A 22,307-nucleotide genomic window follows, 5' to 3' on the forward strand; every position below is an offset into this window, starting at 1 on the left:
CACGGTGGCTGGAGGCTCCCTGAGCAATGCACGGCTAACCTCCGAAGCACAGCCACGACAGAGCACGCGAACCATCATGAAGCCGTGCACCTCCTACCACCCTGGGCCGGGAAATCGACGCTATCGACGCTCAGGACGTCGCCACAGCGACCGACAGCACGAGAATGCACTCCGACCGGAACGAACACGCTTCCGGGAGAATCGTTCTGAGCGAAGAATCGAACTGTTCGATCTAGGTGAACTTACGCACCCAGAAGTCCGGTTGTGCGTAATTTCTCCGCTCCTTGACCACAGCGACCACAGCACCCTCGCGACGGCGGCCAACGACGAGCCGCAGCAGCACACGGACGAAGACCACCCCTCGACAAACTCTGCGGACTCCGCCACCCCCCTATTACGCCGTAATAGTGAACGGCGAAGGTCAACCAAGCAGCAACCCCTGTGGTCACCACGGGACTTGACCGTGGTCACCACAGGGGTTGCTACTCACTCGTCCGCCCTGGGTTCAGGGCGGACGGGCGCAGGCACGGCCTACGACCCAGCGCGCTCCTGGCGGTGCTTGTTGAGAATCTCCAGCATCCGGTCGAACTCGATGTCGCTCATCTTGTGAATGAGGTGCATCGCGATGAAGGCGCCGTCCTCGTAGGGAAGCCGTCGACTGGGCGACACGTTCGCATCGGCCAACTCAGATTCCGGGACGGCCACACCACTGTCGGACCGGGGCACCGGAACGGTCTCGGCCGGCTCCCCACTCCCCTTCCGGCCGACAGAACCCGCCGGTTGGGGGCCTTCGGCCTTCGCCACGGGAGCGGGAGGTGACGGAGCCGGAGGTGAGGAAGCGGGACGAACTGAGGAAGCCGGAGTGGGCTGGCTCTCCGGCTCATCCGTACGAGCGGAAGGAACGCTCGCCGGTGCCTCTGGCGTCTCGGGCACCACGGGCTGCGCGGTCTCTTCCGGCTGCTCGACGGGTTCCGGCTCCACCGCCGTTCGCGGCTCGGTGGTGGGTTCCGGCTCCTCCACTGCCAACGGCACTGGCGCGGGCACCGGCACCGGCACCGGGGCAGCAGCTGCCTGCTTCTCCGCATCCTTGCGGGCGCGCTCTGCCTTGAGTTGCTCAAGCGCCGATTCCTGCTGGTCCTGTGGCTCTTTGGCCACAGCCCGCAGAAACTCAACGGGCTCCTCGCCGACGACCGCCTGTAGTTCCGGCGTCAGGTTCAGCAAGGCCAGGCGTTGTGATACCCAGCCTTGCGACTTCCTCAGCCGCTTGGCGAGCTTGACCTGCGAGCCGTGGATGGCGAGCAACCGCTGCAAGGCACGCGCTTCGTCCAACGGATCCAGGTCGTTGCGGTGGATGTTGGCGACGAGCGCGGATTCGAGGATGGCGTGGCCGTCGCTGCCCTGCTCGTCGTCGACCATGACGCTGAGATGCGTGAGACCGGCTTCTCTGGCCGCAGCCAGACGACTGCTACCGTCGACAACGACGTGGGTCGTATTGGGCTCCAGGTCCCCTTCCCTCTCGGGATTGGCCTTGATGTAGGCATCACGGTTCATGACGGTGATGGCCTGCTTCTGACCGTGTTCCTGGAGACTGCCCGCCAGTTCACTGAGGTCACCCAGAGCCCTGCGGGGATTGTCGGGATTGGGGCTGATGCGAGAGACGGGAAGTCGACCCGGAGGGGCGACGCCGTCCGTGGGTACGCCCGTTGCGGCGCCGATGGCCGCGCGTCGGGCACTGACAGGCCGGGCGCTGCCTCCGAAGCGCCCGGCTCCAAGCTGATCGGCCTTGCTCACGAGATCTCCCGAGCCAGCGCGCGCATGCCGACAGCCTGCTGCGAGGCGGGAGCGTAACTCAGCAGGGGCTGCTTCATCCGCACAGCTTCTTTCTGTTCCTTCAGGTCGCTGATGAGCCCGACCACGCGCGGATCCTTTATGTCGATCCATCCTTGCAAGGAGGATGTGGCGATGTAGCCGCGCCGGCCGTCGTAGAGGTTGACGACGATGCCCAGATAACCGACATCGAGGCCGAGGTCATTGCGCAGATCTTCGATCTGGTTGGTCAGCAGGTCGTAGGCATCCGCCGAACTGTCCTCGGCCTGGACGACGATGAGCGCTCCCGACTGGCCGGGCTGCTCACCCTCGCGGCGGCGACCGTAGTACGCGGCGGCGTCCATGCTGAGTCCGAGGCTGGGTGGACAGTCGACCAGGATGACGTCGTAGTCACCTTCCAGCGGCAGCAGCGCCCGTTCCAGAGCGGCCTCGCGAGCGCGCACGGCGGAGAGCCGTACGTCGAGGAGAAAGGCGTCATGGCAGGCGGGCAGCAGGTGCAGTCGCCCGCCGAAGTGGTCGTCGTCGATGGAGACGATCAGGTCCTTGAGGTCACCCCTGGGGTCACCCGCCATGTGGTTGGTGAGGCTGTCCCCTTCCATGGGCAGGGGTGCGGCACCCAGTTGATTGGTGAGGTGGCATTGCGGGTCGAAGTCGACGAGCAGGACGCGCAAGCCGAGCCCTGGAAGTTTTTCGACGCCGAGGGGGTCGTTGTCGGATCCTGCTGCGCCGTCTTCGGTCTCACCGGCACGGAGAGCGGTGGCCAGGGCCTTGGCCACCCGCACGGGATACAGCTGGTTGGGGTCCTCCGACAGCGCCTCCCCCATGCCCGCGGTGATGGCAGTCTTGCCGACGCCGCCCTTCTGGTTGCACACGACGATCCGCCGAGTGACGGCGGGCCGCTCCACGTCCGGTGCCGGATTGGTGTCCAGCCAGAGCTGAACGGACTGTGCCAGCCCTTGGATGAGGGAGACCTTGCGGTCCTCCGCGATGCTTCGGAACTCCTCCCACTGTCCCGGAGGAAGGAAAGTGGAGAAGGACTCGGCTCCGGCCGTGTCGACCGTGGCGATGCGTGAGGCGAGGCCGCACCACAGGGAGACCCCCTGCTCCACCGAGGTCTGGATCTCGATGCCGAGTTGAGCGGATCTGATCTTGAGGTTCTGCCGGAGCCATCCCGGCAGTTTGGAGACGACCTTTGCCCGGTCGTTCGAGGTGGCTGGCATACTCATGGCGCTACCTTACTAACGTCCTAGATCATCTGCCGCACCGACACGTTAGTTAGTACGACTTGGTGATGCGTCAGCGCCCCCAGCCCTATTACGGCGTAATAGAGACCCTGGGTTCACAGCTCGGTCTCCCCCGCGGCCCAGCGCGAGCACACAGCTGACCGCCTGACTATCTCACGCGAAGGTCGCCGGACGGCGCTTGGCTGACCGCGGGTCGGGTCATCGAGACCCTCGACCTATTACGGCGTAATAGGTCAGGCCCCTGGATGCGGCTACGGCACCCGTGCTCAAAGCCAGCAGGGGCCGGGCAACGGTCGGCTGAAAGCCGTCTCACGAGACCCCTCGCGCCTGAACCGCAGTCCCACCCTCATACCCCACTCCATCGAGCTGGCCCGGCACGGTCCGGCCAACAGGCAGCCGCCACGAACACAACGTAGTCCGCTATCCGAAGTCCGCAAGCCGAAGTCCGCAAGCCAACGGCCGTCAGCCGTCAGCCGTGACTGTGAGCTGTGCACCATGAACGGTGACCGCGAGCTGTGAACCGCGGCCCGGATCGCCTGCGGCGAGGGTCGAGCCACTCCGCCTCTCCCCCGCCGATTTCTATTACGGCGTAATAGGTCGGCGCACGAAGACGGGACAGTGCGGTCGGCCCGGCGCCTCGCCCGGTACCTCGGTACCTCGCCCCGTACCCAGCTCCTACTCACTCCTACGTCGTCGTTGTCCGAGCCAACCCGTTGTCTGCCTTGGCTCCGTTCACGAACTCCGTGGCGGCAGCCAGGGCCAGCCGAGCCTCGTCAGTAAGCGCCGGGTTCCTCGCCGTCTGTCTCGCAAGCTTGCCGAAGGCACGCACAGCTGCCTCCACATAGCGATGAAGGCTGACCATCTGCAACGGAGTCTGACAATGGGGGAGTACGGCTTCGATCTCCTCAAGCCAGTAGTCCGCATCGTCGTCCGGCTGCAGATCGTCACGCTGGTCCATGAGGGCAACGGCGATGGGGACCAATAGCTCATGCCGCTTCTGCGCCGCTTCCTGGTTCCGGCGTTCCGCGGCTTGCTCCAGAATCAGTCGGCGCTCTGCTTGCAGCACCGCCTCGGGTGTCCGGCGGACGGGACGGGCTTGGGGGGTCTCATCGGTGAGGTCGATGGCCTTCAAGCGCTTCGCCTTGTTGTAGGCCGCGTTGGGGGCTGCGACGGCCAGTGCGGGAGCCAGCTGCGCCCACTGGACTCCGGCCTCCCGTGCATCGCTCACCGCACGAGCCTGATGGGCATCGGCCTGCTCGCGCAGGTACTCCCACAGCTGTACTCGCTTCAGAGCCGCAGCGCCTTGAGCCTGGAGAGACAGCCTCCGTAGGACGTGCGCGTGCTTCTCGGCGTACAGCAGCGCACCGAACAGTTCGTCGTCGGCCGGCATGCGTTCCACATCTGGGTCCTCGGCATCTTCGTGCATCTGACGGAGTTCTCCGACGACAGCCCCCGCATCGAGTGTGCCGATGCGCATGGGGGTCCTGACCAGCGGTTTCGTCGGTCGGTTCGTCACTCGCGCGCGCTTCGCCATCCTCAGATTGTGCCCCCTCGAAGAGGGATTCACATTCTGTGAATCAGCCGCATTGGGACGGGGCAGATCACTGAACACCTCGGCAGTACGGAGAAAAACCGCTGGTCACGGGGGAGTTGTGGGAAAACCAAGGGGAGAGCGGAGGATCAGACGGACGGCACGTCGAGTGCACCGGCAATGCCGTCCGGAACCTGTCAAAGCGATCAAGGCAGGTAGATCGTTCTAACGCTGTGCCGGGATCAGTGGGCCGTCTGGTGCCGGCTTGTTGATCCAGGCCGCTGCGGGGACCTTCGGGGGCTCCGGTGGCTTGCGGACGAAGCGTTCGGGGTGCTTCGCGTAGACCGCCTGGAGGAGGTCGGCACGCATCTCGCGGAGCTGTTCGGCGAGGCCGAAGTGCACGTCGTAGGGCGTGTGCAGGCCGATCCCGGAGTGCCGGTGTTCCTCGTTGTACCAGGTGAAGAACTGGGTGCACCACGCCCGGGCGTCCTCGAGGGAGCCGAAACGCTCGGGAAAGTCGTGCCGGTATTTCAGGGTCTTGTACTGGCTCTCGCTGTACGGGGTGTCGTTCGACGTCTTCGGCCGCGAATGCGACTTGGTGACGCCGAGACCGGCCATCATCTGGGCGACGTTCTGCGCGACCATCGGGGACCCGCGGTCCGAGTGGATCGTCAACCGGCCTGGCACGATGCCGTACTTGGCGATCGTCTCGGACAGGAACCGCTCGGCGAGGTCCTTGTTCTCCCGGCCGGCGATCATCCAGCCGACCGTGTAGCGGCTGAAGATGTCGATGATCGTGCAGAGGCAGTAGTAGACGCCTTTGACCGGGCCCTTCAGCTTCGTGATGTCCCAGCTCCAGACCCGGTTCGGGCCCTCGGCGACCAGCTCGGGAACAGTCCGGGGCGGATGAACGGCCTGCCGGCGGCGTTCACGGACCTCGCCACGGCGTCGCAGGACCCGGTACATCGTCGACTCCGAGCACAGGTAGACGCCTCGGTCGAGGAGGATCGCGTAGATCTCGGCGGGCGCCATGTCGGCGAACTCCGGGGAATGGAGCACATCGAGGACCCGTATCTCCTCCTCCGGGGTGAGCGCGCGGGGGTGCCGGCGCCGTTTTTGCCGCGGCCCGGCCGGGGCGGGGCTCTGGCGGTGGTGGCGGTAGTAGGTGGCCCGGCTCACGCCGAGCGCGGCACATGCCTGGACCCGTCCGACCAGCCCGGTGAGCTCTTCGAGGGCCTGGTCGCGGGCGGTAGTGAACGTCACGGCCGCGGACCGGGCCCCGGTCACTGGTCCTTCTCGCCGTTCTTGGTCGGGGCGCTGTCCGTGGCGAACTGGTCGAGCAGCGCGGAGAGTTTTCCCTGGACCTCGATGACCGTGCGGGCCTTGGCGAGGTCGGCCTCCAGACGGTCCCTCTCCGCCTTCAGCTTCGCGATCTCCCTGTCCCGCGGGTCCGCCTTCGGCCGTCCGGCCGGCGCGGCGAGCGCGTCCAGGGCGCCCTTGTCCCGCTGCTGCCGCCACGTTGTGATCAACGACGAGTACAGCCCCTCCCGCCGCAGCAGGGCACCCTTGCCCTTCTTGTCCAACGACTCGTACTCCGCGAGGATCCTCGTCTTGTACTCCGCGGTATACCGGCGCGGACCGGTCGAACGGGCTTCCACCTGCGGATCAGGGGTCCCGTGGTCATTCGTGCTGGCCACCCGGGCACTACTCCTTCTCCGCCCTCGACTCAATGAATCATCCAGTATGCCTGACTCGACCTACTTTGACAGAGAGGGGTCGCCTGGGTCAGAAACGACCCTCGACCTATTACGCCGTAATAGCTGCGGAGGTCCAAGGACAGCTTTCTCATCCCTGTGCTCTCTCACCGTCCGGCCGCTGCCTCCAGACGCTCGGAGTAGTCCGCCGCGAAGATTCCGGGAAGGGCCTTGTCCAACGCTCCTGCGAGCCGGTGGATGGGAGCCCACACCGCTTCATCGTCCACAAGACTGCTGAGGTCCGTCAAAGCGTCGATACACAGCGGCGCAAGGACAGGACTTTCGGTCTGTCTCAACGAGTCGAGTCCGAGTGTCTCGATCAATCCAGTCCACTCCGATCAGCAGCGCCTGAACGACCAACGTCGCCGAGACGGGACACTCGCCCGACCGCTGAGGCTGGATCATCTCCAGCACAGCTCGCTCAATCGGCTTGGTGATCGGCAGGGGAGCAGTACGTGACGCGGCCACTGCACACCCGCCTGTTCCGACACAGCAGCCCGAAAGCCTGTGCCAGGACACTTCCGGGTCGCCTCCTGGATACCGGGCGGAGACGGAGTACTCCCAGCGGTAGTAGCAGGACCAGTGCTCACTGCACGCCGTTCTGTGTGGGCGAAGAACAACAGGTTCCGCACAGGGAACTCCCGATCCACGGCGAGCCAGGGTGAACAAGGGGTCCGGAGTCCGGTCAGGGGCTGCATCGCCCCAGGGAAAGTCACTGGCGATCCGGTTCCAGGTCGGCCCTTACGCGGGAAGCAGGATGCTCGCTGCCCCCGCACCTATTACGCCGTAATAGGTGCGCGGTCTGTTTTGCTGACCGCTGTTACCCGGTCGAGCCCAGTGGTTCCTCCTGCTCGGCATCCGTCTCGGTGTCCGTGGACCTCGTCCCTCGACGCTACGACGGTCTCTTCTCCGACGCGGGAGGGCCCAGCCAGCTCTTAAGGCTTGTCCCGCAGACGGCAATGAGGGTGAGCAATGGTCAAAACTTGTGGATCGATGGTTCTCGGCGCGGTGTGGCGCGGAGGCGTTCAGCAGTCGGTGACGCGGGCGGCTGCGAGAGGACGCCATGACGGGCCGAGGCCGCGGTAGAGGCGGACGGCGGCGGTGTTCCAGTTGTCGACCATCAACGCGGCCACATCGTGGTCGACGACAAGGTCGTCCAGGACGAGACTGCACACGGCCGTGCCCATACCGCACCCACGCGCTTGTTCAGCGGTGGCGACACCGGCAAGGAATCCGACACTCGGCGCGCTCCAGGCGTCGGCGGCACATGCCAGCAGCGTTCCGGATTCATTGCGGGCGCCGGCCCAGCGACGCACGCCCAGCCGATCGGGTCGGGCGTAGGAATTCGGGAATGCCTCGTCCAGCAGCCTGACGAGGTCGGAACGATCCGATGCGGTGAGCTACGCGGCCCTGTCGCGGCGGCTGGTAGAGGCTTCTGTCTGCATCCATCCGAAGGCATCGCCCGCGGCCCACAGCAGCAGCGCATCACCGTTCGCTGCGCTGCGGACGTCATGGATGGAATGCAGCTCACGCAGATCCGCCATGGGCGCAGGGTAATCGGCGCAAAGCTCACGCTGCTCTCGTCTCCTCGCGTTCGATGAGGTGGCCGCGTTCGAAGCGGGCTCCGGTGCGGACGAAGGCGACGAGGTCGGGGCGTTCACCGCTCGGTACCGTTGCTGGGCAGACTCAACGAGTTGGAAGACCATGGCCAGGGCGGCAGTGCGGGAGCCAGCGCCTCGGGTGACCTTGGTCCGCAGGCCGACGGTTGAGAACGTGGGTTCGATCGGATTCGTGGTCCGCAGTTGGATCCAGTGCTCGGAACACCGAGGACCGCGACCACGCCGAAGCGGCGATCACAACGTTCCCCCAGCTCTACGGCGCAAAGTTCCCCAAGGCCATCAAGAAGATCAGCGATGACCAGGACCAACTGCTCGCGTTCTGATGGCCTTCTCCGCCCGCGGCCGCGGTGGTCACCTTCCTCGGCTGGTGTAGCCGCGGATCACGAGACCTCGGCCACGCTCGTGATGTTGGTCGGCCAACTCGGCTATGTAGGCGTTGACTTCGGCTTCCATCGACGGTCGGCATCCGCCGCGCCCCCTCCCGGACTGTCTCATCCAGCAACGAGCTGCCGCTTGGCGTGGTGCCGTCCTCGCTGACTACCGCAAGCACTAACGTGCCTTTCCCGACCGGGGCTACGAACACCGGCCCTACTCGATGACCTATCGATCGATCCATCGGGACGGTATGCCTCATTCCGTCAGGAGTGATCCACAGGTATTGAGCGTTGCTGGCTGAGGTTCCGGGCGCCGCCCTGAAGGGTGGTCGGTGAGCCGCGTCTGCTCAGGCAACCCCGGCGGGCCTGGCGGGGAGCTCTGCGAAGTCTGCGAGGGCGGTGAAGTTCTCATTCCGCATCCCGATCCGCAGATTGACCTGGTGGAGAAGCCCGGGGGCCGCATGTTCAGTAACCACGTAGGCATGATCGGTGTCACCCTGCTCGTCGTCCACCCAGGCGAAAGGCCGGCCGTCGGCATACGCGACCAGCGGCTCGGACTTCCAGTACTCCCCATCGGGACGTTCGCGAAGCAGGGCGTCGCCGAAGTCGACGAATCGATCGCCTGCGCACGGAGGCATCTTTCGCGGCCCATTGTTGCGTCGCCCCCGGACCCTCCTCCAGCGGCAGAAGCAACCGCCACCGTCTGGCAGGGACTGGACTGCGCAAGGCGACTGGAGCATCTCTGCTTTTCAGGACAGCTACCCACTCACACCCGCTGAGCTATTACGGCGTAATAGCTCAGCCAGGCGCTGGAACTCCACGACCACGGCTGGGGGAGGGGAGTGGTGACGCACTCTCTGCCCCGGTAAGGGACCGGGGACCAGGGACCGGCTGCCTGCCGGGGGGAACGCTGGGGCAGCCAAGCGGGCATCTTGAGCCCCACCACCAACTGCCACAGTCCGAAGATCCAAAAGGATGTTTCTACGGCTGCTGCCGTTGACCAGTGGCCTGGGCCTACCTTCCCTCCGGACAGCGGCGTGGGCCCCAGGGCGCACAGCACAGTCCCTTGCACTGAACACGAGGGCAGGGACTGAAAAGTTCAGACGGCAGGACCGGCTACGCGGGAGGGACCAAGGGACCGAGACAGTGTCCTTCGCCGCGGTAGGGATGGGCACAGGGCGGGAAGAGACCCAGGGACCAAACGACGGGGACTGAAGGGTCTGTGAGTCCTTCGGTCCCTGGCCTTCAGTCCCTGACGTTTTCGCAGGTCAGAGACGTTCTGCCAGTCCAACGAGGGACTGGAGGGACTGAAAACCGCAATTATGACGTAGACATGGATTATGTGTGTTCATATGCACGCGCGCATACAACACACATCAAGTACAGCTCATAATGGGCGAGTTGAGTCCCTACAGTCCCTTCTCGGCTAGGGAAAACCGTCTGACCTGCGGGAATGTCCAGTGACCGAAGAGGGACTCCAGCTCTCTCCAGGCCCTGTCGTTTGGTCCCTGGGGCACTTCGGTCTCTTTCCGTCTGTGAAGACGGGCGTCTCGGGCCTTGCCCACTTCCGAGTCTTGAGTCCCTTCAGCCCCTAGGGTGTGAGTGCCCCCCAGGTCTCGCAGGTACCCAGGGACCAAAGGGACCGAGGGAACTGATAGAAACAGCACTCGGTCCAGTTACCGCCCCTTCAGGGACAATGGGTCCTACACTCTTTCGGGAACTAGAGTCCCTTCGGTCCCTGACTGCTCGCCGCCAGCCAGGCGCCCGTGCAGGGAACCAGCAATGAGAAGTGACGAGGACGATCCCGTGCCGCGCGAAGGTGACAACCGCGAGAGTGCTGCCCGAGTCGAGCTCGCACCACCCCACGCGATCGCCCGGTGGTGTGCCGGCCAGGGCTGGCCCGTGCACCCGCTGGCTCCAGGACGCAAGACCCCCGCCGGGAACTGCCCCCGTTGCAGGACCGAGCGGCACGAACCCGCCAAGTGCCCCTGCCTCCCCGCAGGACTGCCTTGTCACGGCTTCCACGCGGCAACCACCGACCCGGAGCTGATCGACCGCTGGTGGAACGTCAGCCCCGCGCCAGGAGTCGGTGTGGCGTGTGGCCCCGCCGGACTTGTCGTCATCGACATCGATGCGCACGCGGCCCCGGTGGCCGACCGGTCCCGACTGCTGCCCGGTATCCCGATCCCCGAGCAAGTGAGCCTGGACGGACTGGCGTCGGGTTTCGACACATTGGCGTTGCTGGCGGCATACCGGCGCGCGCCGGACCCCGCGCAGGACACCGGCACGCTTCGGGTGCGGACCCCGTCGGGCGGCCTGCACGTCTGGTACAGCAATCCCGATCCCGCGCCCCGCTTCCGGTGTTCGACCGGATCGGGACGCAACGCGGCGCTCGCCTGGCAGGTCGATGTGCGTGCCGACGGCGGTTACATCGTCGCGCCGGGTACGCGGACCCCGAAGGGGGTCTACCGGGCTGAAGGAGCCGCCCGCAAACCCGCTGTGCTGCCGGACTGGCTTCGGGGCGAACTTGTGCGCACGGGACACGTCATCGAGCCCAGGAAGGCCCTCTCGGCCGCGGGTGGACAGGGCGGCGCCCCGGCCCGATCCGGCGGCCGGAGGAAGGTCGGTACGGCCCACCAGATAGTCGACCCGCTGATCGCGCAAGTGGCCGGATGCGCCGCGGCTCCGGAAGGGACCGGTTTCACGGAGAAGCTCAACCGGGCCGCGTACACGGCGGGCGGTCTTGTCGGAGCCGGACACCTCGACCACACGGCCATCCGTGACCGGTTGGTCCGTGTCGCCTGCCATGCCCGTCCATGGCAGCGGACCAGAAATGAAATGATCGTCGATGATGCGCTTGCCGCGGGGGCCGCTCGCCCTCTCCACCTCAAAGGAACTCCATGAGCAGCAGCGCCGAAGGCTCTCAGCGTTTCGACCCGCAGGCTGTGGCTCAGCAGATGCTCGATCTCCAGCTGGCGGAGGAGGCCGCGCTGACGCGTCTGCCTGCTCAGACGATCTCCGACCCGCTCCCGGAGTTCCCCGCGGCGGCCCCCCGACCGGTCGGGGGTGGACTGCCGCCGCTGCCTCCGTCGTTGTCGGACCGGGGCAACGCGAGGCTGTTCGCCCAGCTCCACCGCGATCAGTTCCGCCATGTCGAGGGACTGGGCTGGTTCGCCTGGGACGGCCACCGCTGGAAGCGCAGCGGGGGAGAGAAGGCAGCTCTCTGGGCCGCGGGGGAGATGGCCGAGGAGATGCCCGAGAGTGACCCGCGCGGAGTGTTCAGTGAGCGTGAGATCAGCCAGCACAAGCGCCGCACGCTGTCCACGACGGGGATGAAAGCGCTCCTGACCCAGGCGAAGGCGTCACCTGATCTGTCGGTGGACCCCGACAGCCTCGACGGGGATCCGTACGCCCTGTGCACCCCCGCGGGGGTGGTCGATCTGCACACCGGGAGTCTGCGCAAGGCCGATCCCACACGCGATTTCCATTCCCGGGCCACCAGCGTCGCTCCCGAGGGCATGGAAACCCCGCGCTGGCACCGCTTCCTCGCCGACACCTTCGGGGACGACGACGAGGGTCAGGAGATGATCGACTTCCTGCACCTGTTGCTCGGGTACTCCATCACCGGTGACGTCGGCGCCCAGGTGCTGCCGTTTCTCCACGGTGAGGGTAAGAACGGCAAGTCGGTGCTGCTCGACATCATGATCCAGATCCTGGGCGACTACGCGGACGCCGCTCCGCCGGGCTTCCTGATGGACCGGGGTGCCTTCTCGGAGCACTCCACGGAACTGACGGAACTGCACGGCCGCCGCCTGGTGGTGTGCAGCGAGCTGAAGCCGAACGACAAGTTCGACGAGGCCCGGGTCCGGCTGCTGACCGGCGGTGACAAGATCAAGGCCAGGCGGATGAGGCAGGACTACTTCTCGTTCACCCCCACCCACCACCTGTGGCTGCTCGGCAACCACCGTCCCGAGGTCTCCACGGGCGGCTTCGCCTTCTGGCGCCGCATCCGGCTGCTGCCCTTCACCCGGACGGTGCCGGCGGCCCGCAGGATCGACAACCTCGCCTTCGAACTCGTCCGGGACGAGGGCCCGGGAATCCTGCGGTGGCTGATCGAGGGGGCACAGCGGTATCTGGCCACCAGGGACCCGCTGGAGGGCCCCGACCGGGTCCGCATGGCCACGACCGCCTACGCCACCACGGAGGACCACATCGGGCGGTTCCTGGCCGAATGCTGTACGCGGGACGGCGACACCGGCCGGGACCTGCGGGTGGAACAGGGTCTGCTGTACACGGAGTACAGCTCGTGGTGCAACGCGGGTGAAGGGATCAGGCCCGCGACGCCGCGGGCCTTCGCCAACCGGGTCCGCCAGGAGGTCGGAGTGGCTTCGCCCGCCGACATGATCAAGTCCAACGGCCGGAAGTACTACCCCGGCATCGCCCTGCTGGAGCACTCATGACGGCTGTCGTGAATGAGCCGTCGAGAGCACGCGACCTACACGCTTGTCGTCGCGCGCTCTACCATGGATGCCAGGCCCCAGATACGGCCACCACAGGGCGGTACACGGGTCGGAGCGATACGGACAGAGGCCCGGCCACGTCTCCCTGGCCGGGGAGCACGCCGACGAAGGAGGGGCTGCGGCCATGAGCTCGCTGTTGACCGAGAGCGACCTCATTCACGAGGAAGAGGTCGTGTGGCTGGAGAACCCCGAGGGGCTGGACTACGTCCGTCAGGCGCTGGACAAGACCCGGCGGCGCAACACCAAGCCGCCGTACGCCCGGGACGGGCGCATGGTGGGGTACGCGCTCCTGGACGACGCCGCCACCCCTGACCCGGACAGCGGCCTGTACAAGCGGCGGGTCTTCTTCCTGCTGCCCCACGACCGGGACAGCCTGCCCAACGGCCTGTACCGCGAGGGGGCACCGGGTGAGGCGGTCGACCCGCGCACCATCGCCCCGAAGAAGCCCGGAGCCAAGACTCCGAGATCGCAGAGCGGTTCCGTGGCCATAGCGACGTCCGCGCCGTGACGGCAGGCACGGCGGGGGAGTGCGGGGCGGCCCGGCCGGCCTGACTCCCGGGGGACCGTCCGTGCCACGCAGAAGCCCTCACAACGGGCGCGCAGGACGGGGCCGGGCACTTTGTCCACAGGCTCCCGTTCATCGCCGGTGCGGGGCTGTGGCGGCCTACGAGGGTGTCGGGGCCGCCCGCTGTCGGCGACGGCCTCCGTTCGAGCGGCCTGAACAGGTACTCCCGCTGGGCGGCGGTCCAAGCGTGCGCACCGGCACACCGCGATGTACTCAGGGCCGATGTGATGCGGGCGGACATCATGGTGCACAATTCGAAAGTCAGCCGATAAGGGTCGAACCGTAGGTGTGATCGGTCTGCGTCGCGTCTGCTTGTCCCGGTATCCGCTTCGAGCGGGCAGGACGGGCACCAGGGGCGAGGGCCGCACTCCGTAGAGTGCGGCCCTCACGCGGACCGGCTCGCCGTGTCGCCCGTACGCGCGTCGACCGGCCGTCGCCGAGGGGGAGTTACTTGACGTCGCGTTCCGAGCCGGTGGGCCGCAGCACGAAGTCGCGGACCGCGTCGGTGAATTGCTCCGGTTCCTCGATGTGACCCATGTGGCCGCTGTTCTCCAGGACGGTCAACTGGGAGCCGGGGATGAGTTCGTGGAGTTCCCGGGACCAGCGCGGTCCGCAGATCACGTCGTGTCGGCCGACGATCACCAGGGTCGGTACCGCCAGTCCCTTGAGCGCGGCCCGGTCGTCGACGAGATCGGGCGACAACTCCTCGTCCAGACCGGAGATGTAGGTGGCCCGGACCGCGTCCCGGACCGGGGCGAACCGGTCCTCGTTGCCCCAGTAGTCCGCGAAGTACGACGGCAGCACGCCACGGGCGACGGCCACGGTCGACTCGTCGTCGTGCATGCGGGACATCGCGCCGAACGCGGCGAGCACACGGGCGAGTTGCGGATGCCCGGCGTGCTTCGCCGCGAACTCCTGCACCCTGCGGGCGGCTTCCTCACCGTGCTCGGGACCGGTGACCGGCGCCCCCTCGTACAGGATGACGCCCGCCAGCCGCTCCGAGCGGTACAGGGCGTGGTAGGCCGCGACGAACGCACCGTGGGAGTGGCCCAGCAGATGCACCTCGGGCACGCCGAGCCGGTTGACCAACACCTCCAGGAAGCGGCTGTAGCGGTCCCGGGTGTAGCCGTGCGGATGGGTGGGAAGCCGACTGGAGTCGCCGGTGCCGATGGGCTCCACGTAGACCATGGTCAGGTGCGCTTCCAGGAGCGGCATGCGCATGTAGTCCCAGAAGATGCCGGGTCCGCCGGAGTGGACCACACAGACCGGACCCCTGCCGTACACGTGGTAACGCTGGGTGATGCCTCCGATCTCGAAGGAGTGGGTGCCGGGGGAGAGCGGGCCGTCCTCGGCCTGTGCGGCGGCAGCGGGGTTCGTACGGGGGCTCATGGCGATCTCCGAGTGGTCGAGAGTGTCACTGACACCGACACGGACCAGGGAGAGCACCGAAGTTCGGTCCATCGGGAGTGATTCAGGTCACACCAGGGTGGCCCCAGGGGCACGGCCTTCGCCAGGGCGTGGTGGGCGTCGGTGAACCGCGGGGCGCCGATCTGCCGCATGGTGTCGTTGAGCAGGTCCGCACCGGCCGCTGCCGAACAGTTTCACCGTGGCCTTGAGCCCGCCCGTGTGGATCGCCTGGGCGGCGGCGATGGCGGCGGCCGTGCCGCCCGCGCCCAGCGCGTTGTGGGCGTCGCCGTGTCCGGCACCGTAAGGGGGGCCGTAGGCGTCGTAGTTGTAGACCAGCGGGTCGTGGACGGTGGCGCCCTTCTTCTGGGAGAGACCCGGCAGGGCGTCGTACTCGGCGGTGAAGCCGCTGACGGGTCCCTAGGCGCCGTAGGTGGCGGCGAAGGCCGTCGGGAAGCCCGCGGCGCCCCACTTCACGGTGAAGCCGTTCGCCTGGAGGAGGGTGGCGGTGGCGAGGGAGGACTTCCACTCGCGCAGGGACAGCACTTCGGGATGTAGCCAAGGTGCCGAGGTAGATACGTCTCCTGAGGGATCAGGGATACGTGTGTCTGACCCCGGTCGCCCGCGGAGGTGGACGGAACGGGTGGACAGCCTCCTCGCGTCCACCGGTCGGGGCCGGCCCGGCGGTCACTTCGCGGTGCGCTTGCGGGCGAGTCCGGCGGACCGCCGCACCGATCCGCGGTACACCGGCCGTGGCCGGGCAGTAGGACGAGGACGGGCCAAAACCACATGTGTGCTGCGCACCTGGCGCGGTGCACAGCACACATGATCACTCACCGGCTGATCGCCGGACCGCTGGACACCGCGGGTCTCACGCCCACTCGGGCGCCTCCAGGCTGGCCGGCGTGGCACCGGGCGGTCCGAGGATGATGTCCCCGAACTCCTCGGTGACGGCCTGGAACAGCCCCATGTCCCACTCCGTGTCGGCCGTGGCCAGGTGCGCGGGCGTGCCGGTGCGGCGGATCAGCTCGGCGAACCGGGCGGGGGAGGTGATGGCCAGGGTGCGGGCGCCGTCCGCGCCGGCCTTGATCGTGTGCGGGGTGTTCATCGGCACCCGGTAGAAGTCACCCGAGCGCAGGGTGTACGTGTCGGGACCGGCCCACACCGTCAGGGTCCCCTCCACCACCCAGATGCGCTCCTCGTAGCCGGTGTGCACGTGCAGGGGTGTGCCCGCGTGGGCCGGAAGTGTGACGTCGGAGATGTCGTGGCGGCCGTCCGTCTCCTCCGCGGATGTGAGGATGGAAAGGCGGAGGTGCTGGCCCAGAACGAATTGGCGGTCCTGGGGGACAGGCGGCGGCGAAGGGAAGTTGCTCATGGCGTGTGGCTCCCTGGCTCACATGGACACCGAGACCCGGTGCATGGACGACGTGCAAACAGGAATGCGTGAGGACACCGAGTGGGTCTTCATTTCGATAGAGGGAGTCTATACACAAGTGTGGGGTAGGTGTGAGGGGAGAAGTGGCAACGGCACCTGGCCCGCACCGGCTCACACCTTCGCACACCTACCTCGACTCCACGCTCCAGGGATCGACACCCGATGTGTGATCATCGCCTCCGCCACACGTTTGTTCCTGCCGCTGGGATGCGCGAACGTCGACACGACTGGTACGGCGCGCGGGGGCGGGGGTGGCGGAGCCGACGGCGCAGGCCCTTACTCCTGGCAGGAGGGGCACGCTCGGTACGGCGGCCGTAGCGGGCGTGCCCCGGGACGGGTCGGTGGCGTCACAGCGCGCGTTCGTAGCCTGCCCAGGCGACGTGCGACTCGTGCAGGGTCACGGCGATCCCGGTGATGCCGCGCGCTCCCTCGCCCAGCGCGCCCTGGTGGATGCGGTCGGCGAGGCGGTCGGCGATCACCTTGGCCAGGTACTCGGTCGAGGTGTTGATGCCTGCGAAGTCCGGTTCGTCGTCGAGATTGCGGTAGTTGAGCGCTCCGACGATGACGCCGAGTTCCTGGGTGGCCAGACCGATGTCGACGACGATGTTGTCGTCGTCCAACTCCGGGCGCCGGAAGGTGGCGTCGACGAGGAAGGTCGCCCCGTGCAGACGCTGCGCCGGGCCGAAGACCTCGCCACGGAAACTGTGGGCGACCATCAGATGATCACGAACGGTGATACTGAACAAAATACGACTCCAAGTGCCTCTGGGGGATGGGGGGCCGAGCCGTACGCAGCGGTCGGCTGGTCGGCATCGGCGCCCGGACGACGGGCACACAACGTACTCCGACGTGTGCGGCCTTCTCCTTGCTGATGACGTCGGTGACGTCGGTGACGTCGGTGACGTCGGTGACGTCGGTGCGCTGGGCGCAGCCCGTGCGGTGTTACCGTCTGCCGGCCTGTCAGGGGGCCTTCGCCGTCGTCACGCGATGCGCCGCGTGCATCCTGGGCCACGACCCTGACGCCGGTCGGGTATCGGGCGGTTGCTTCCGAATGACGCGTGTCTGCGGGTCGGCGCGGCTCTGCCGGGGTAATCGAGCCGGGGAAGTCTTTCGGTAGCATCCGGCCATGACTCAAAAGATTGTGACCGTTTACTACGACGACCTCACCGGTACGGAATCGGACGAGATCGGCACGCACAGGTTCTCTCTGAACGGCGTGGACTACGAAATCGATCTGACCCCGGAAAACTATGACAAATTGGACGAGGCGCTTCGGCCATTCATCGAGAGCGGCCGGAAGTTGGGCCGGGTGAAGGGCGCGGGTCGGGTGCGCAGGGCCGCGGCGGAGGGTCCCAGCGCGGAAGAGGTTCGTGCGTGGGCCCGGGAGAACGGCTATGAGGTGAACGACCGCGGTCGCGTCCCCAAGGAAGTCCGCGACGCGTTCGACGCCTCCCACTGACCCACGAGGGATGGCCCCGGCTTCTTGCCGGGGACTGTCTCGTCCGCCGGAGCACCAGCGGACTTTGACCAGTCGGTCCAGATTTTCTCGGCCGAAGCCCGGAGCGAGGTAGAACAGAGCCGTAAAGGGCATGGAAAGGGCGATGGTGTTGTTCACCTTCGCCCTTCGATGTACGTGGGACTATTTTTTGGGCGGCGCCTTCTCGACTCGCGCGGCTGATCGGTCAGGTCCGCAGCCGGTGGCGGCGGGCGTGGTGCGCGAGCGGGGGCCGGCAGGTGGTGTGGAGCCAAGGGGCGCGCATGGTGTCGGGCTCGAACCGCTCCAGCCGGGCTACGACGGTGGCCGTGGCCTTCCAGCCCCATCGCGTCACTCTCTCCGCGCCGGCTGTATCGCCTTCTTCATAATCGTCGGGCCATTCCTCGTCGCTCATGATCGCCTCCTGCTGAACCTCGCAGGCGAGCGATCCTCGGCCTGCGCGTCCAGGTGCTTTCGCCTGTCGGACGGACGACCCACGAGCCGCCTCCGTGACGGTGCGCCGCGTTGACATCAAGAGGTCGTATGAACTCTGCGCGGCGCCGTCTCGTTTGTGTGGTTGTAGCGGGAGCCCGGCGGCACGCCGTCGCCGCCGACCGGGGCTGGAAGGAGCTTCGTATTCGCGGACGAGCCCGTGTCCCCGCTGGGCAGGTCGGAGCGGTCCCGGGATGACCGATCCGTCGCCCCGCCCCGCCGTGGTCGGGGCGTTCTCACCGGCAAGGGAGGCAACCATGGACACGCAGCACGGCAGTCGCCTGCAACAGGCTCTGGCGGCGTTCGTCAGGAAGCACGAGGCCCTGCTCAAGGCCGAGCTGAAGCTGACGGAACTGTCGGTGACGGCCCAGTCCAGGGACGGTGCCGTGGAGGCCACCGTGGGCGTCGACGGCGAGACGTCCGGCCTACGTTTTCCGAACAACAGGTTCCAGGGCATGAGTGGTCAGGCACTGGCCGACAGCGTCATGGAGGCTTTGACGACGGCGCGGGCCGAGGTCTCCGCCCGGCGCGCGGGCATCGTGGAAGCCAGCGGCCTGCATCTGACCGGCGGGCCCGGCCACTCCCTCGGCCCGGACCGGCGCGGCCTGGCCCTGCGGACCGAGCCGGGTACGCCCCCGGACGTGCTGCGGCCGCCGCGGCGCCGGGCCAGGGGCGTCGGCTGCTGAGACGTCGGGTCCGACGGCCGGCCGACAGGCCGGTGGGACGTCAGGCCGGTGGGACGTCAGGGCGTGGACCGGTCGGTCGGGCCGCATGGCGGTGGCCTTGGCGGTCTGCGGTGCGGGGGCGCGGGGGTGCGGGCAGGTCGCCCGGGGATGCCGAGCACGATCAGGCCGACGTATGACGGGTGAGGTGCGGATGACGGGTGAGGTGCCGGACCGGTCCCACAGGTGACATCAGGCAGTGACCTCAGGCAGTGACACCTGGCGGATATCGTCCGACGCTCGGAGCCCCGCACACCTGTACCGGATTCGGGGAGTGCCGGGTTCTGCTGTGTGACGTGCGACTCGTCCGCGGACGGAAGTGACGGACCCAGCCGTCGTACAGGGGGCGGGCACGGCGCGGGCTGTGGCCTGACACCTGAACACACCTGTCCGTGTGTGAAGGACACTGCCGGGCGTTGTGCCCGGGGCTGCCGCGACGGCACGGCGGCGGCACGAATTCGACAGTCTTCTGGCACTCACTCCCCCCTAGGGTGCGGATCACGGGGGCTGCATCCGGCCACCGTTCGCCGCATGCCCCAGAACCAAGACGCAGAGGATCATGTTTACGCCTCCCATGGCTGCAAGCCGGTCAGACGCCCTCGGTGCGATCATGAACGAGCACCGGGACGGACTCGTGTCCTACGCCGAGCGCATGCTCGGTGACCACGGGCTGGCCGAGGACATCGTCCAGGAGACCGCCATCCGGGCCTGGCGGAACATCGACCGCCTCGCCGGCATGGAGGGCTCGGTACGCGGCTGGCTGTTCACGGTGACCCGGCACCTGGTCGTCGACTGGGTACGCAGGCCCCACACCCGCAAGGAGGTGGTGGGAGCCTCGTACGAGGATCCCTGGTCCCCCGCGAGCGGCCTGGACACGGTGCACGACTCCCTGGTGACCAGGCCCTTGTTGCGCCTGCTGTCGCCGGAGCACCGCGCGGTCCTGATCCACATCTATCTGTGCGACCGCACGATTCAGGAGACCGCAGGCATACTCGGAGTGCCGCCGGGCACGGTCAAGTCCCGTCAGCACTACGCGCTGCGCAAACTGCGTGCCGCGGCGACCTTCGAACCGGTGTGAGCCCGGCCGTCACGGCATCCCGGAATCCAGGCACATCTCCAGCGCGGCGGTGAGCTGCCGCTGGAAGGTGTCCACCCGGGGGTAGTGGCTCAGGTCCTGGATCAGGGCCGGCAGGACGTACTGCTCGGTGACGATCCACTGTGCCGCGTCCGTCCGCTCCTTGAACTGCTGCGGACGCACACCCGGCCGGGGGGTCGGCAGGGCCACCTCGGTGTCGTGCGGGGCGATCAGGGTGGTCGCGGCGTCGGCGGTGTGCAGGTAGTGCTCGAACATCCGGGCCCGTGCCTCGGCGAGCGTGTCCGGCCCGTCCTCGGTGCGGCTGAGTTCGGCCGCGTAGGTGCGCAGCAGGCTGTGGCAGGCGTACCGGCCGGGCGTCTGCTCGACGACCATGTGGCGGTCGACGAGTTCGGCCATGTGCGCACGTGTCGTCCACGGGTCGGCACCCAGCAGACTGGTCGCGGCCGGGAGCGCGATGTCGGGGGAGGGGTGCAGGCTCAGCAGCCGGAACAGGGCCGCGGCACCCTCGCTCAGCGTCTCGTAGGAGCGCGAGAAGACACTGCGGACGTCCGTACGGGCGTCGTCGTGGCTGGAGAAGGTGATGAGGCTGTCCCGGTTGTCCCGGAGGTCCCCGGCCAGCGAACTGAGCGGGAAGTTCGGCTGCATGAGGGCCCGCGTGCCGAGGACGGCCAGGGCCAGCGGCAGGCCGCCGCAGAGGTCGACGATCTCCTGTGCCGTCGCGAGCGCGCCTCGGACCCGGTCCGCGCCCAGCCGGCCCTCCAGGAGTTCCAGGCCCTCGTGCCGGGTCATGGGGGCCAGCGGGACGAGGCGGGCGTTGTCGGTGACGGCCAGGCCCGCCAGCCGCCGCCGGCTGGTGACGATTGTCAGACAGCCCGGGGTACGGGGCAGCAGCGGACGTACCTGTTCGCAGTCACGGGCATCGTCCAGGACGATCAGCAGCCGGCGTCCGGCCAGCGTGCTGCGGTAGACCGAACAGAGCGCCGTGTTCCCGTGCGCCGGGTCCGGTCTCGCACCGAGCGTGCCCAGAATCTCGGCCATCGCCGGGACGGGGTCGAGGGGCGGTTGCGAGGCGTGATGTCCGCGCAGGTCGATGTGGATCTGCCCGTCGGGGAACCGGTCGGCGACCAGGTGGGCCCAGTGCAGCGCCAACGTGGTCTTGCCGACACCCGCCATGCCGCAGATGGCCACGGTCGTCGCCGGTGGGTGAGTCTCGCCCTCCAGGGGCAGCGACTCCAGGCACTGGCTGAGCGCCTTGTGCCGTCCCGCGAACGGCAGGTAGACCGCGGGGAGTTGCGTGGGCCTCGGGAGCGGCGCGGCCTGCGGCGGCGGCTTGCTCTCCTCCCGCGGCACCCTGCGCGCCAGCAGGTGCTGCTGGGCCGAACGCAGGCCGGGACCGGGCTCGACACCGAGTTCTTCGGCCAGGGTGCGCCGGATGCTCTCGAACTGCCGTAGTGCCTCGGCCTGCCGGCCGGTGGCGGCGAGGGCCGCGATGATCCGGGAATGGATGGCCTCGTCGAAGGGGTGTGAGTCGACCGCGCGGCGCAGCGCCGCGAGGATCTCCTCCGTCAGCGCGGGTGCGGCCGTCAGGACCACGTCGGCGGCCTCCTTCACCGTCGCGACGTATTCGTGTCCCACGGATGTGAACAGGGGGTGCTGCGCCACGTATGTGCCGGCGGCGACGGTCGGGCCGCGCCACAGGTCCAGTGCCTCGATGAAGTCCTGTGCGCCCTTCTTGGGGTCGCCCGCCTTGACCGCGAGCTGCGCCTGTGCGCGAAGGTCCCGGAAGCGGAGCAGGTCGGACGTGGCCGAGTCCACGCGGAGGCGGTACCCGTCCGCGGCCCGTACGAGGTGTTCGGCCTTGGTCCGGTTGTGCAGTCCGGGCTCCAGCGTTCTGCGCAGGGCGCCGATGTGACGGTGTACGACGTTGACGGCGCTGGGGGGCGGGTCCTCGTCCCACAGGATGTCGACGGCCTCGCTGAGCGTGAGCGGTGCCGGCGCCCGGAGCAGCAGGAGCGCGAGCAGGGCCCGTCTCTTCGGTGGACCCATGTCCAGCTCTATGTCGCCGCGCCGGACACACACGGTACCGAGGACCGAGTAGCGCACTCTTGCATCCATCCCGCGGCTGACCTCGCTGTTCCTTCCGTATCACGCCGTCTTGAGCGCCGGATCGTAGTAACCAGTTTAACTGGTTACGTCACCGTCTCATCCGTGAGCGCGGGTGTCAAGCGGACACATGCCGTCCGGTGGCCA

The 22,307-nt window shown here is 67.6% G+C and carries 17 protein-coding genes and 4 pseudogenes; 7 read left to right on the plus strand and 14 right to left on the minus strand.

Annotated elements, in window-relative coordinates; translation table 11 throughout:
• Positions 1-531: 531 nt before the first annotated feature.
• From ACFY2B_RS05320 to ACFY2B_RS05350, 7 genes and pseudogenes are all read right to left on the minus strand, one after another.
• Positions 532-1,791 (minus strand): ParB/RepB/Spo0J family partition protein, encoded by a 1,260-nt coding sequence (locus tag ACFY2B_RS05320; RefSeq protein ID WP_390761795.1) that lies wholly within the window; start codon positions 1,789-1,791, stop codon positions 532-534.
• Positions 1,788-3,053, minus strand: coding sequence for a ParA family protein (locus tag ACFY2B_RS05325; RefSeq protein ID WP_390761796.1), 1,266 nt, complete (start codon positions 3,051-3,053; stop codon positions 1,788-1,790). The genes ACFY2B_RS05320 and ACFY2B_RS05325 overlap by 4 nt, the downstream gene beginning before the upstream one ends.
• Before the next feature lie 703 nt (positions 3,054-3,756).
• Positions 3,757-4,605 (minus strand): hypothetical protein, encoded by an 849-nt coding sequence (locus tag ACFY2B_RS05330; RefSeq protein ID WP_390761797.1) that lies wholly within the window; start codon positions 4,603-4,605, stop codon positions 3,757-3,759.
• Positions 4,606-4,827: 222 nt separating this feature from the next.
• Positions 4,828-6,299: pseudogene (locus ACFY2B_RS05335) on the minus strand (IS3 family transposase).
• 1,082 nt (positions 6,300-7,381) lie between these two features.
• Positions 7,382-7,672, minus strand: coding sequence for a GNAT family N-acetyltransferase (locus ACFY2B_RS05340; RefSeq protein ID WP_390761798.1), 291 nt, complete (start codon positions 7,670-7,672; stop codon positions 7,382-7,384).
• Positions 7,673-7,756: 84 nt separating this feature from the next.
• Positions 7,757-7,900 (minus strand): hypothetical protein, encoded by a 144-nt coding sequence (locus ACFY2B_RS05345; protein ID WP_390761799.1) that lies wholly within the window; start codon positions 7,898-7,900, stop codon positions 7,757-7,759.
• Between the two features lie 25 nt (positions 7,901-7,925).
• Positions 7,926-8,176, minus strand: a pseudogene (locus tag ACFY2B_RS05350) (IS256 family transposase); the annotation flags it as partial.
• Between ACFY2B_RS05350 and ACFY2B_RS05355 the strand changes: the two are divergent.
• Positions 8,176-8,295 (plus strand): annotated as a pseudogene (locus ACFY2B_RS05355) (IS256 family transposase); the annotation flags it as partial. The pseudogenes ACFY2B_RS05350 and ACFY2B_RS05355 sit on opposite strands and share 1 nt — an antisense overlap.
• Positions 8,296-8,696: 401 nt before the next feature.
• On the opposite strand, the pseudogene ACFY2B_RS05360 reads toward ACFY2B_RS05355, so the two are convergent.
• Positions 8,697-8,963, minus strand: a pseudogene (locus ACFY2B_RS05360) (hypothetical protein); the annotation flags it as partial.
• 1,255 nt (positions 8,964-10,218) lie between these two features.
• On the opposite strand from ACFY2B_RS05360, the gene ACFY2B_RS05365 reads away from it, so the two are divergent.
• From ACFY2B_RS05365 to ACFY2B_RS05375, 3 genes are all read left to right on the plus strand, one after another.
• Entirely contained in the window at positions 10,219-11,253 is a 1,035-nt protein-coding gene (locus ACFY2B_RS05365) for a bifunctional DNA primase/polymerase (RefSeq protein WP_390761984.1), read from the plus strand.
• The gene (locus ACFY2B_RS05370; RefSeq protein WP_390761800.1) at positions 11,250-12,809 is read left to right on the plus strand and encodes a phage/plasmid primase, P4 family; all 1,560 of its coding nucleotides are present in this window, start codon (positions 11,250-11,252) and stop codon (positions 12,807-12,809) included. The genes ACFY2B_RS05365 and ACFY2B_RS05370 overlap by 4 nt, the downstream gene beginning before the upstream one ends.
• Before the next feature lie 184 nt (positions 12,810-12,993).
• Positions 12,994-13,377, plus strand: a complete 384-nt coding sequence (locus ACFY2B_RS05375; RefSeq protein ID WP_390761801.1) for a DUF6009 family protein — start codon at positions 12,994-12,996, stop codon at positions 13,375-13,377.
• A 504-nt stretch (positions 13,378-13,881) separates the two neighbouring features.
• On the opposite strand, the gene ACFY2B_RS05380 is transcribed toward ACFY2B_RS05375, so the two are convergent.
• The 4 genes from ACFY2B_RS05380 to ACFY2B_RS05395 all read right to left on the minus strand — a co-directional run bounded on the left by ACFY2B_RS05380 (position 13,882) and on the right by ACFY2B_RS05395 (position 17,019).
• Positions 13,882-14,823: an alpha/beta fold hydrolase gene (locus ACFY2B_RS05380; protein ID WP_390761985.1), complete on the minus strand. Its 942-nt coding sequence runs from the start codon at positions 14,821-14,823 to the stop codon at positions 13,882-13,884.
• Positions 14,824-15,258: 435 nt separating this feature from the next.
• Positions 15,259-15,384 (minus strand): hypothetical protein, encoded by a 126-nt coding sequence (locus ACFY2B_RS05385; protein ID WP_390761802.1) that lies wholly within the window; start codon positions 15,382-15,384, stop codon positions 15,259-15,261.
• Between the two features lie 325 nt (positions 15,385-15,709).
• On the minus strand, positions 15,710-16,213 hold the full coding sequence (locus ACFY2B_RS05390; protein WP_390761803.1) for a cupin domain-containing protein: 504 nt from the start codon (positions 16,211-16,213) through the stop codon (positions 15,710-15,712).
• Positions 16,214-16,620: 407 nt separating this feature from the next.
• A complete protein-coding gene (locus tag ACFY2B_RS05395) occupies positions 16,621-17,019 on the minus strand; it encodes a 6-pyruvoyl tetrahydropterin synthase family protein (protein ID WP_390761804.1) in 399 nt (132 codons plus the stop codon).
• 380 nt (positions 17,020-17,399) lie between these two features.
• Between ACFY2B_RS05395 and ACFY2B_RS05400 the strand changes: the two genes are divergently transcribed.
• Positions 17,400-17,732: an Lsr2 family protein gene (locus tag ACFY2B_RS05400; protein ID WP_390761805.1), complete on the plus strand. Its 333-nt coding sequence runs from the start codon at positions 17,400-17,402 to the stop codon at positions 17,730-17,732.
• A gap of 223 nt (positions 17,733-17,955) precedes the next feature.
• Here the strand turns inward: ACFY2B_RS05400 and ACFY2B_RS05405 are convergent, their stop codons facing one another.
• Positions 17,956-18,162, minus strand: coding sequence for a hypothetical protein (locus tag ACFY2B_RS05405; protein WP_390761806.1), 207 nt, complete (start codon positions 18,160-18,162; stop codon positions 17,956-17,958).
• A 334-nt stretch (positions 18,163-18,496) separates the two neighbouring features.
• On the opposite strand from ACFY2B_RS05405, the gene ACFY2B_RS05410 reads away from it, so the two are divergent.
• Together ACFY2B_RS05410 and ACFY2B_RS05415 are read left to right on the plus strand one after the other, a co-directional pair.
• The gene (locus tag ACFY2B_RS05410) at positions 18,497-18,925 is read left to right on the plus strand and encodes a YbaB/EbfC family nucleoid-associated protein (RefSeq protein ID WP_390761807.1); all 429 of its coding nucleotides are present in this window, start codon (positions 18,497-18,499) and stop codon (positions 18,923-18,925) included.
• 610 nt (positions 18,926-19,535) lie between these two features.
• Positions 19,536-20,039, plus strand: coding sequence for a sigma-70 family RNA polymerase sigma factor (locus ACFY2B_RS05415; protein WP_390761808.1), 504 nt, complete (start codon positions 19,536-19,538; stop codon positions 20,037-20,039).
• A gap of 9 nt (positions 20,040-20,048) precedes the next feature.
• Here the strand turns inward: ACFY2B_RS05415 and ACFY2B_RS05420 are convergent, their stop codons facing one another.
• Positions 20,049-22,103: a BTAD domain-containing putative transcriptional regulator gene (locus ACFY2B_RS05420; protein ID WP_390761809.1), complete on the minus strand. Its 2,055-nt coding sequence runs from the start codon at positions 22,101-22,103 to the stop codon at positions 20,049-20,051.
• Positions 22,104-22,307: the final 204 nt, after the last annotated feature.

The sequence above is a fragment of the Streptomyces sp. NPDC001270 genome (assembly GCF_042896695.1).
GTDB lineage: Bacteria > Actinomycetota > Actinomycetes > Streptomycetales > Streptomycetaceae > Streptomyces.

Bases quoted from the DNA above. Each gene is read 5' to 3' on its own strand.
- ACFY2B_RS05325 (WP_390761796.1), bottom strand. From the start codon at position 3,053: ATGAGTATGCCAGCCACCTCGAACGACCGGGCAAAGGTCGTCTCCAAA.
- ACFY2B_RS05330 (WP_390761797.1), bottom strand. From the start codon at position 4,605: ATGGCGAAGCGCGCGCGAGTGACGAACCGACCGACGAAACCGCTGGTC.
- ACFY2B_RS05345 (WP_390761799.1), bottom strand. From the start codon at position 7,900: ATGGCGGATCTGCGTGAGCTGCATTCCATCCATGACGTCCGCAGCGCA.
- ACFY2B_RS05370 (WP_390761800.1), top strand. From the start codon at position 11,250: ATGAGCAGCAGCGCCGAAGGCTCTCAGCGTTTCGACCCGCAGGCTGTG.
- ACFY2B_RS05375 (WP_390761801.1), top strand. From the start codon at position 12,994: ATGAGCTCGCTGTTGACCGAGAGCGACCTCATTCACGAGGAAGAGGTC.
- ACFY2B_RS05380 (WP_390761985.1), bottom strand. From the start codon at position 14,823: ATGAGCCCCCGTACGAACCCCGCTGCCGCCGCACAGGCCGAGGACGGC.
- ACFY2B_RS05390 (WP_390761803.1), bottom strand. From the start codon at position 16,213: ATGAGCAACTTCCCTTCGCCGCCGCCTGTCCCCCAGGACCGCCAATTC.
- ACFY2B_RS05400 (WP_390761805.1), top strand. From the start codon at position 17,400: ATGACTCAAAAGATTGTGACCGTTTACTACGACGACCTCACCGGTACG.
- ACFY2B_RS05405 (WP_390761806.1), bottom strand. From the start codon at position 18,162: ATGAGCGACGAGGAATGGCCCGACGATTATGAAGAAGGCGATACAGCC.
- ACFY2B_RS05410 (WP_390761807.1), top strand. From the start codon at position 18,497: ATGGACACGCAGCACGGCAGTCGCCTGCAACAGGCTCTGGCGGCGTTC.
- ACFY2B_RS05415 (WP_390761808.1), top strand. From the start codon at position 19,536: ATGGCTGCAAGCCGGTCAGACGCCCTCGGTGCGATCATGAACGAGCAC.
- ACFY2B_RS05420 (WP_390761809.1), bottom strand. From the start codon at position 22,103: ATGGGTCCACCGAAGAGACGGGCCCTGCTCGCGCTCCTGCTGCTCCGG.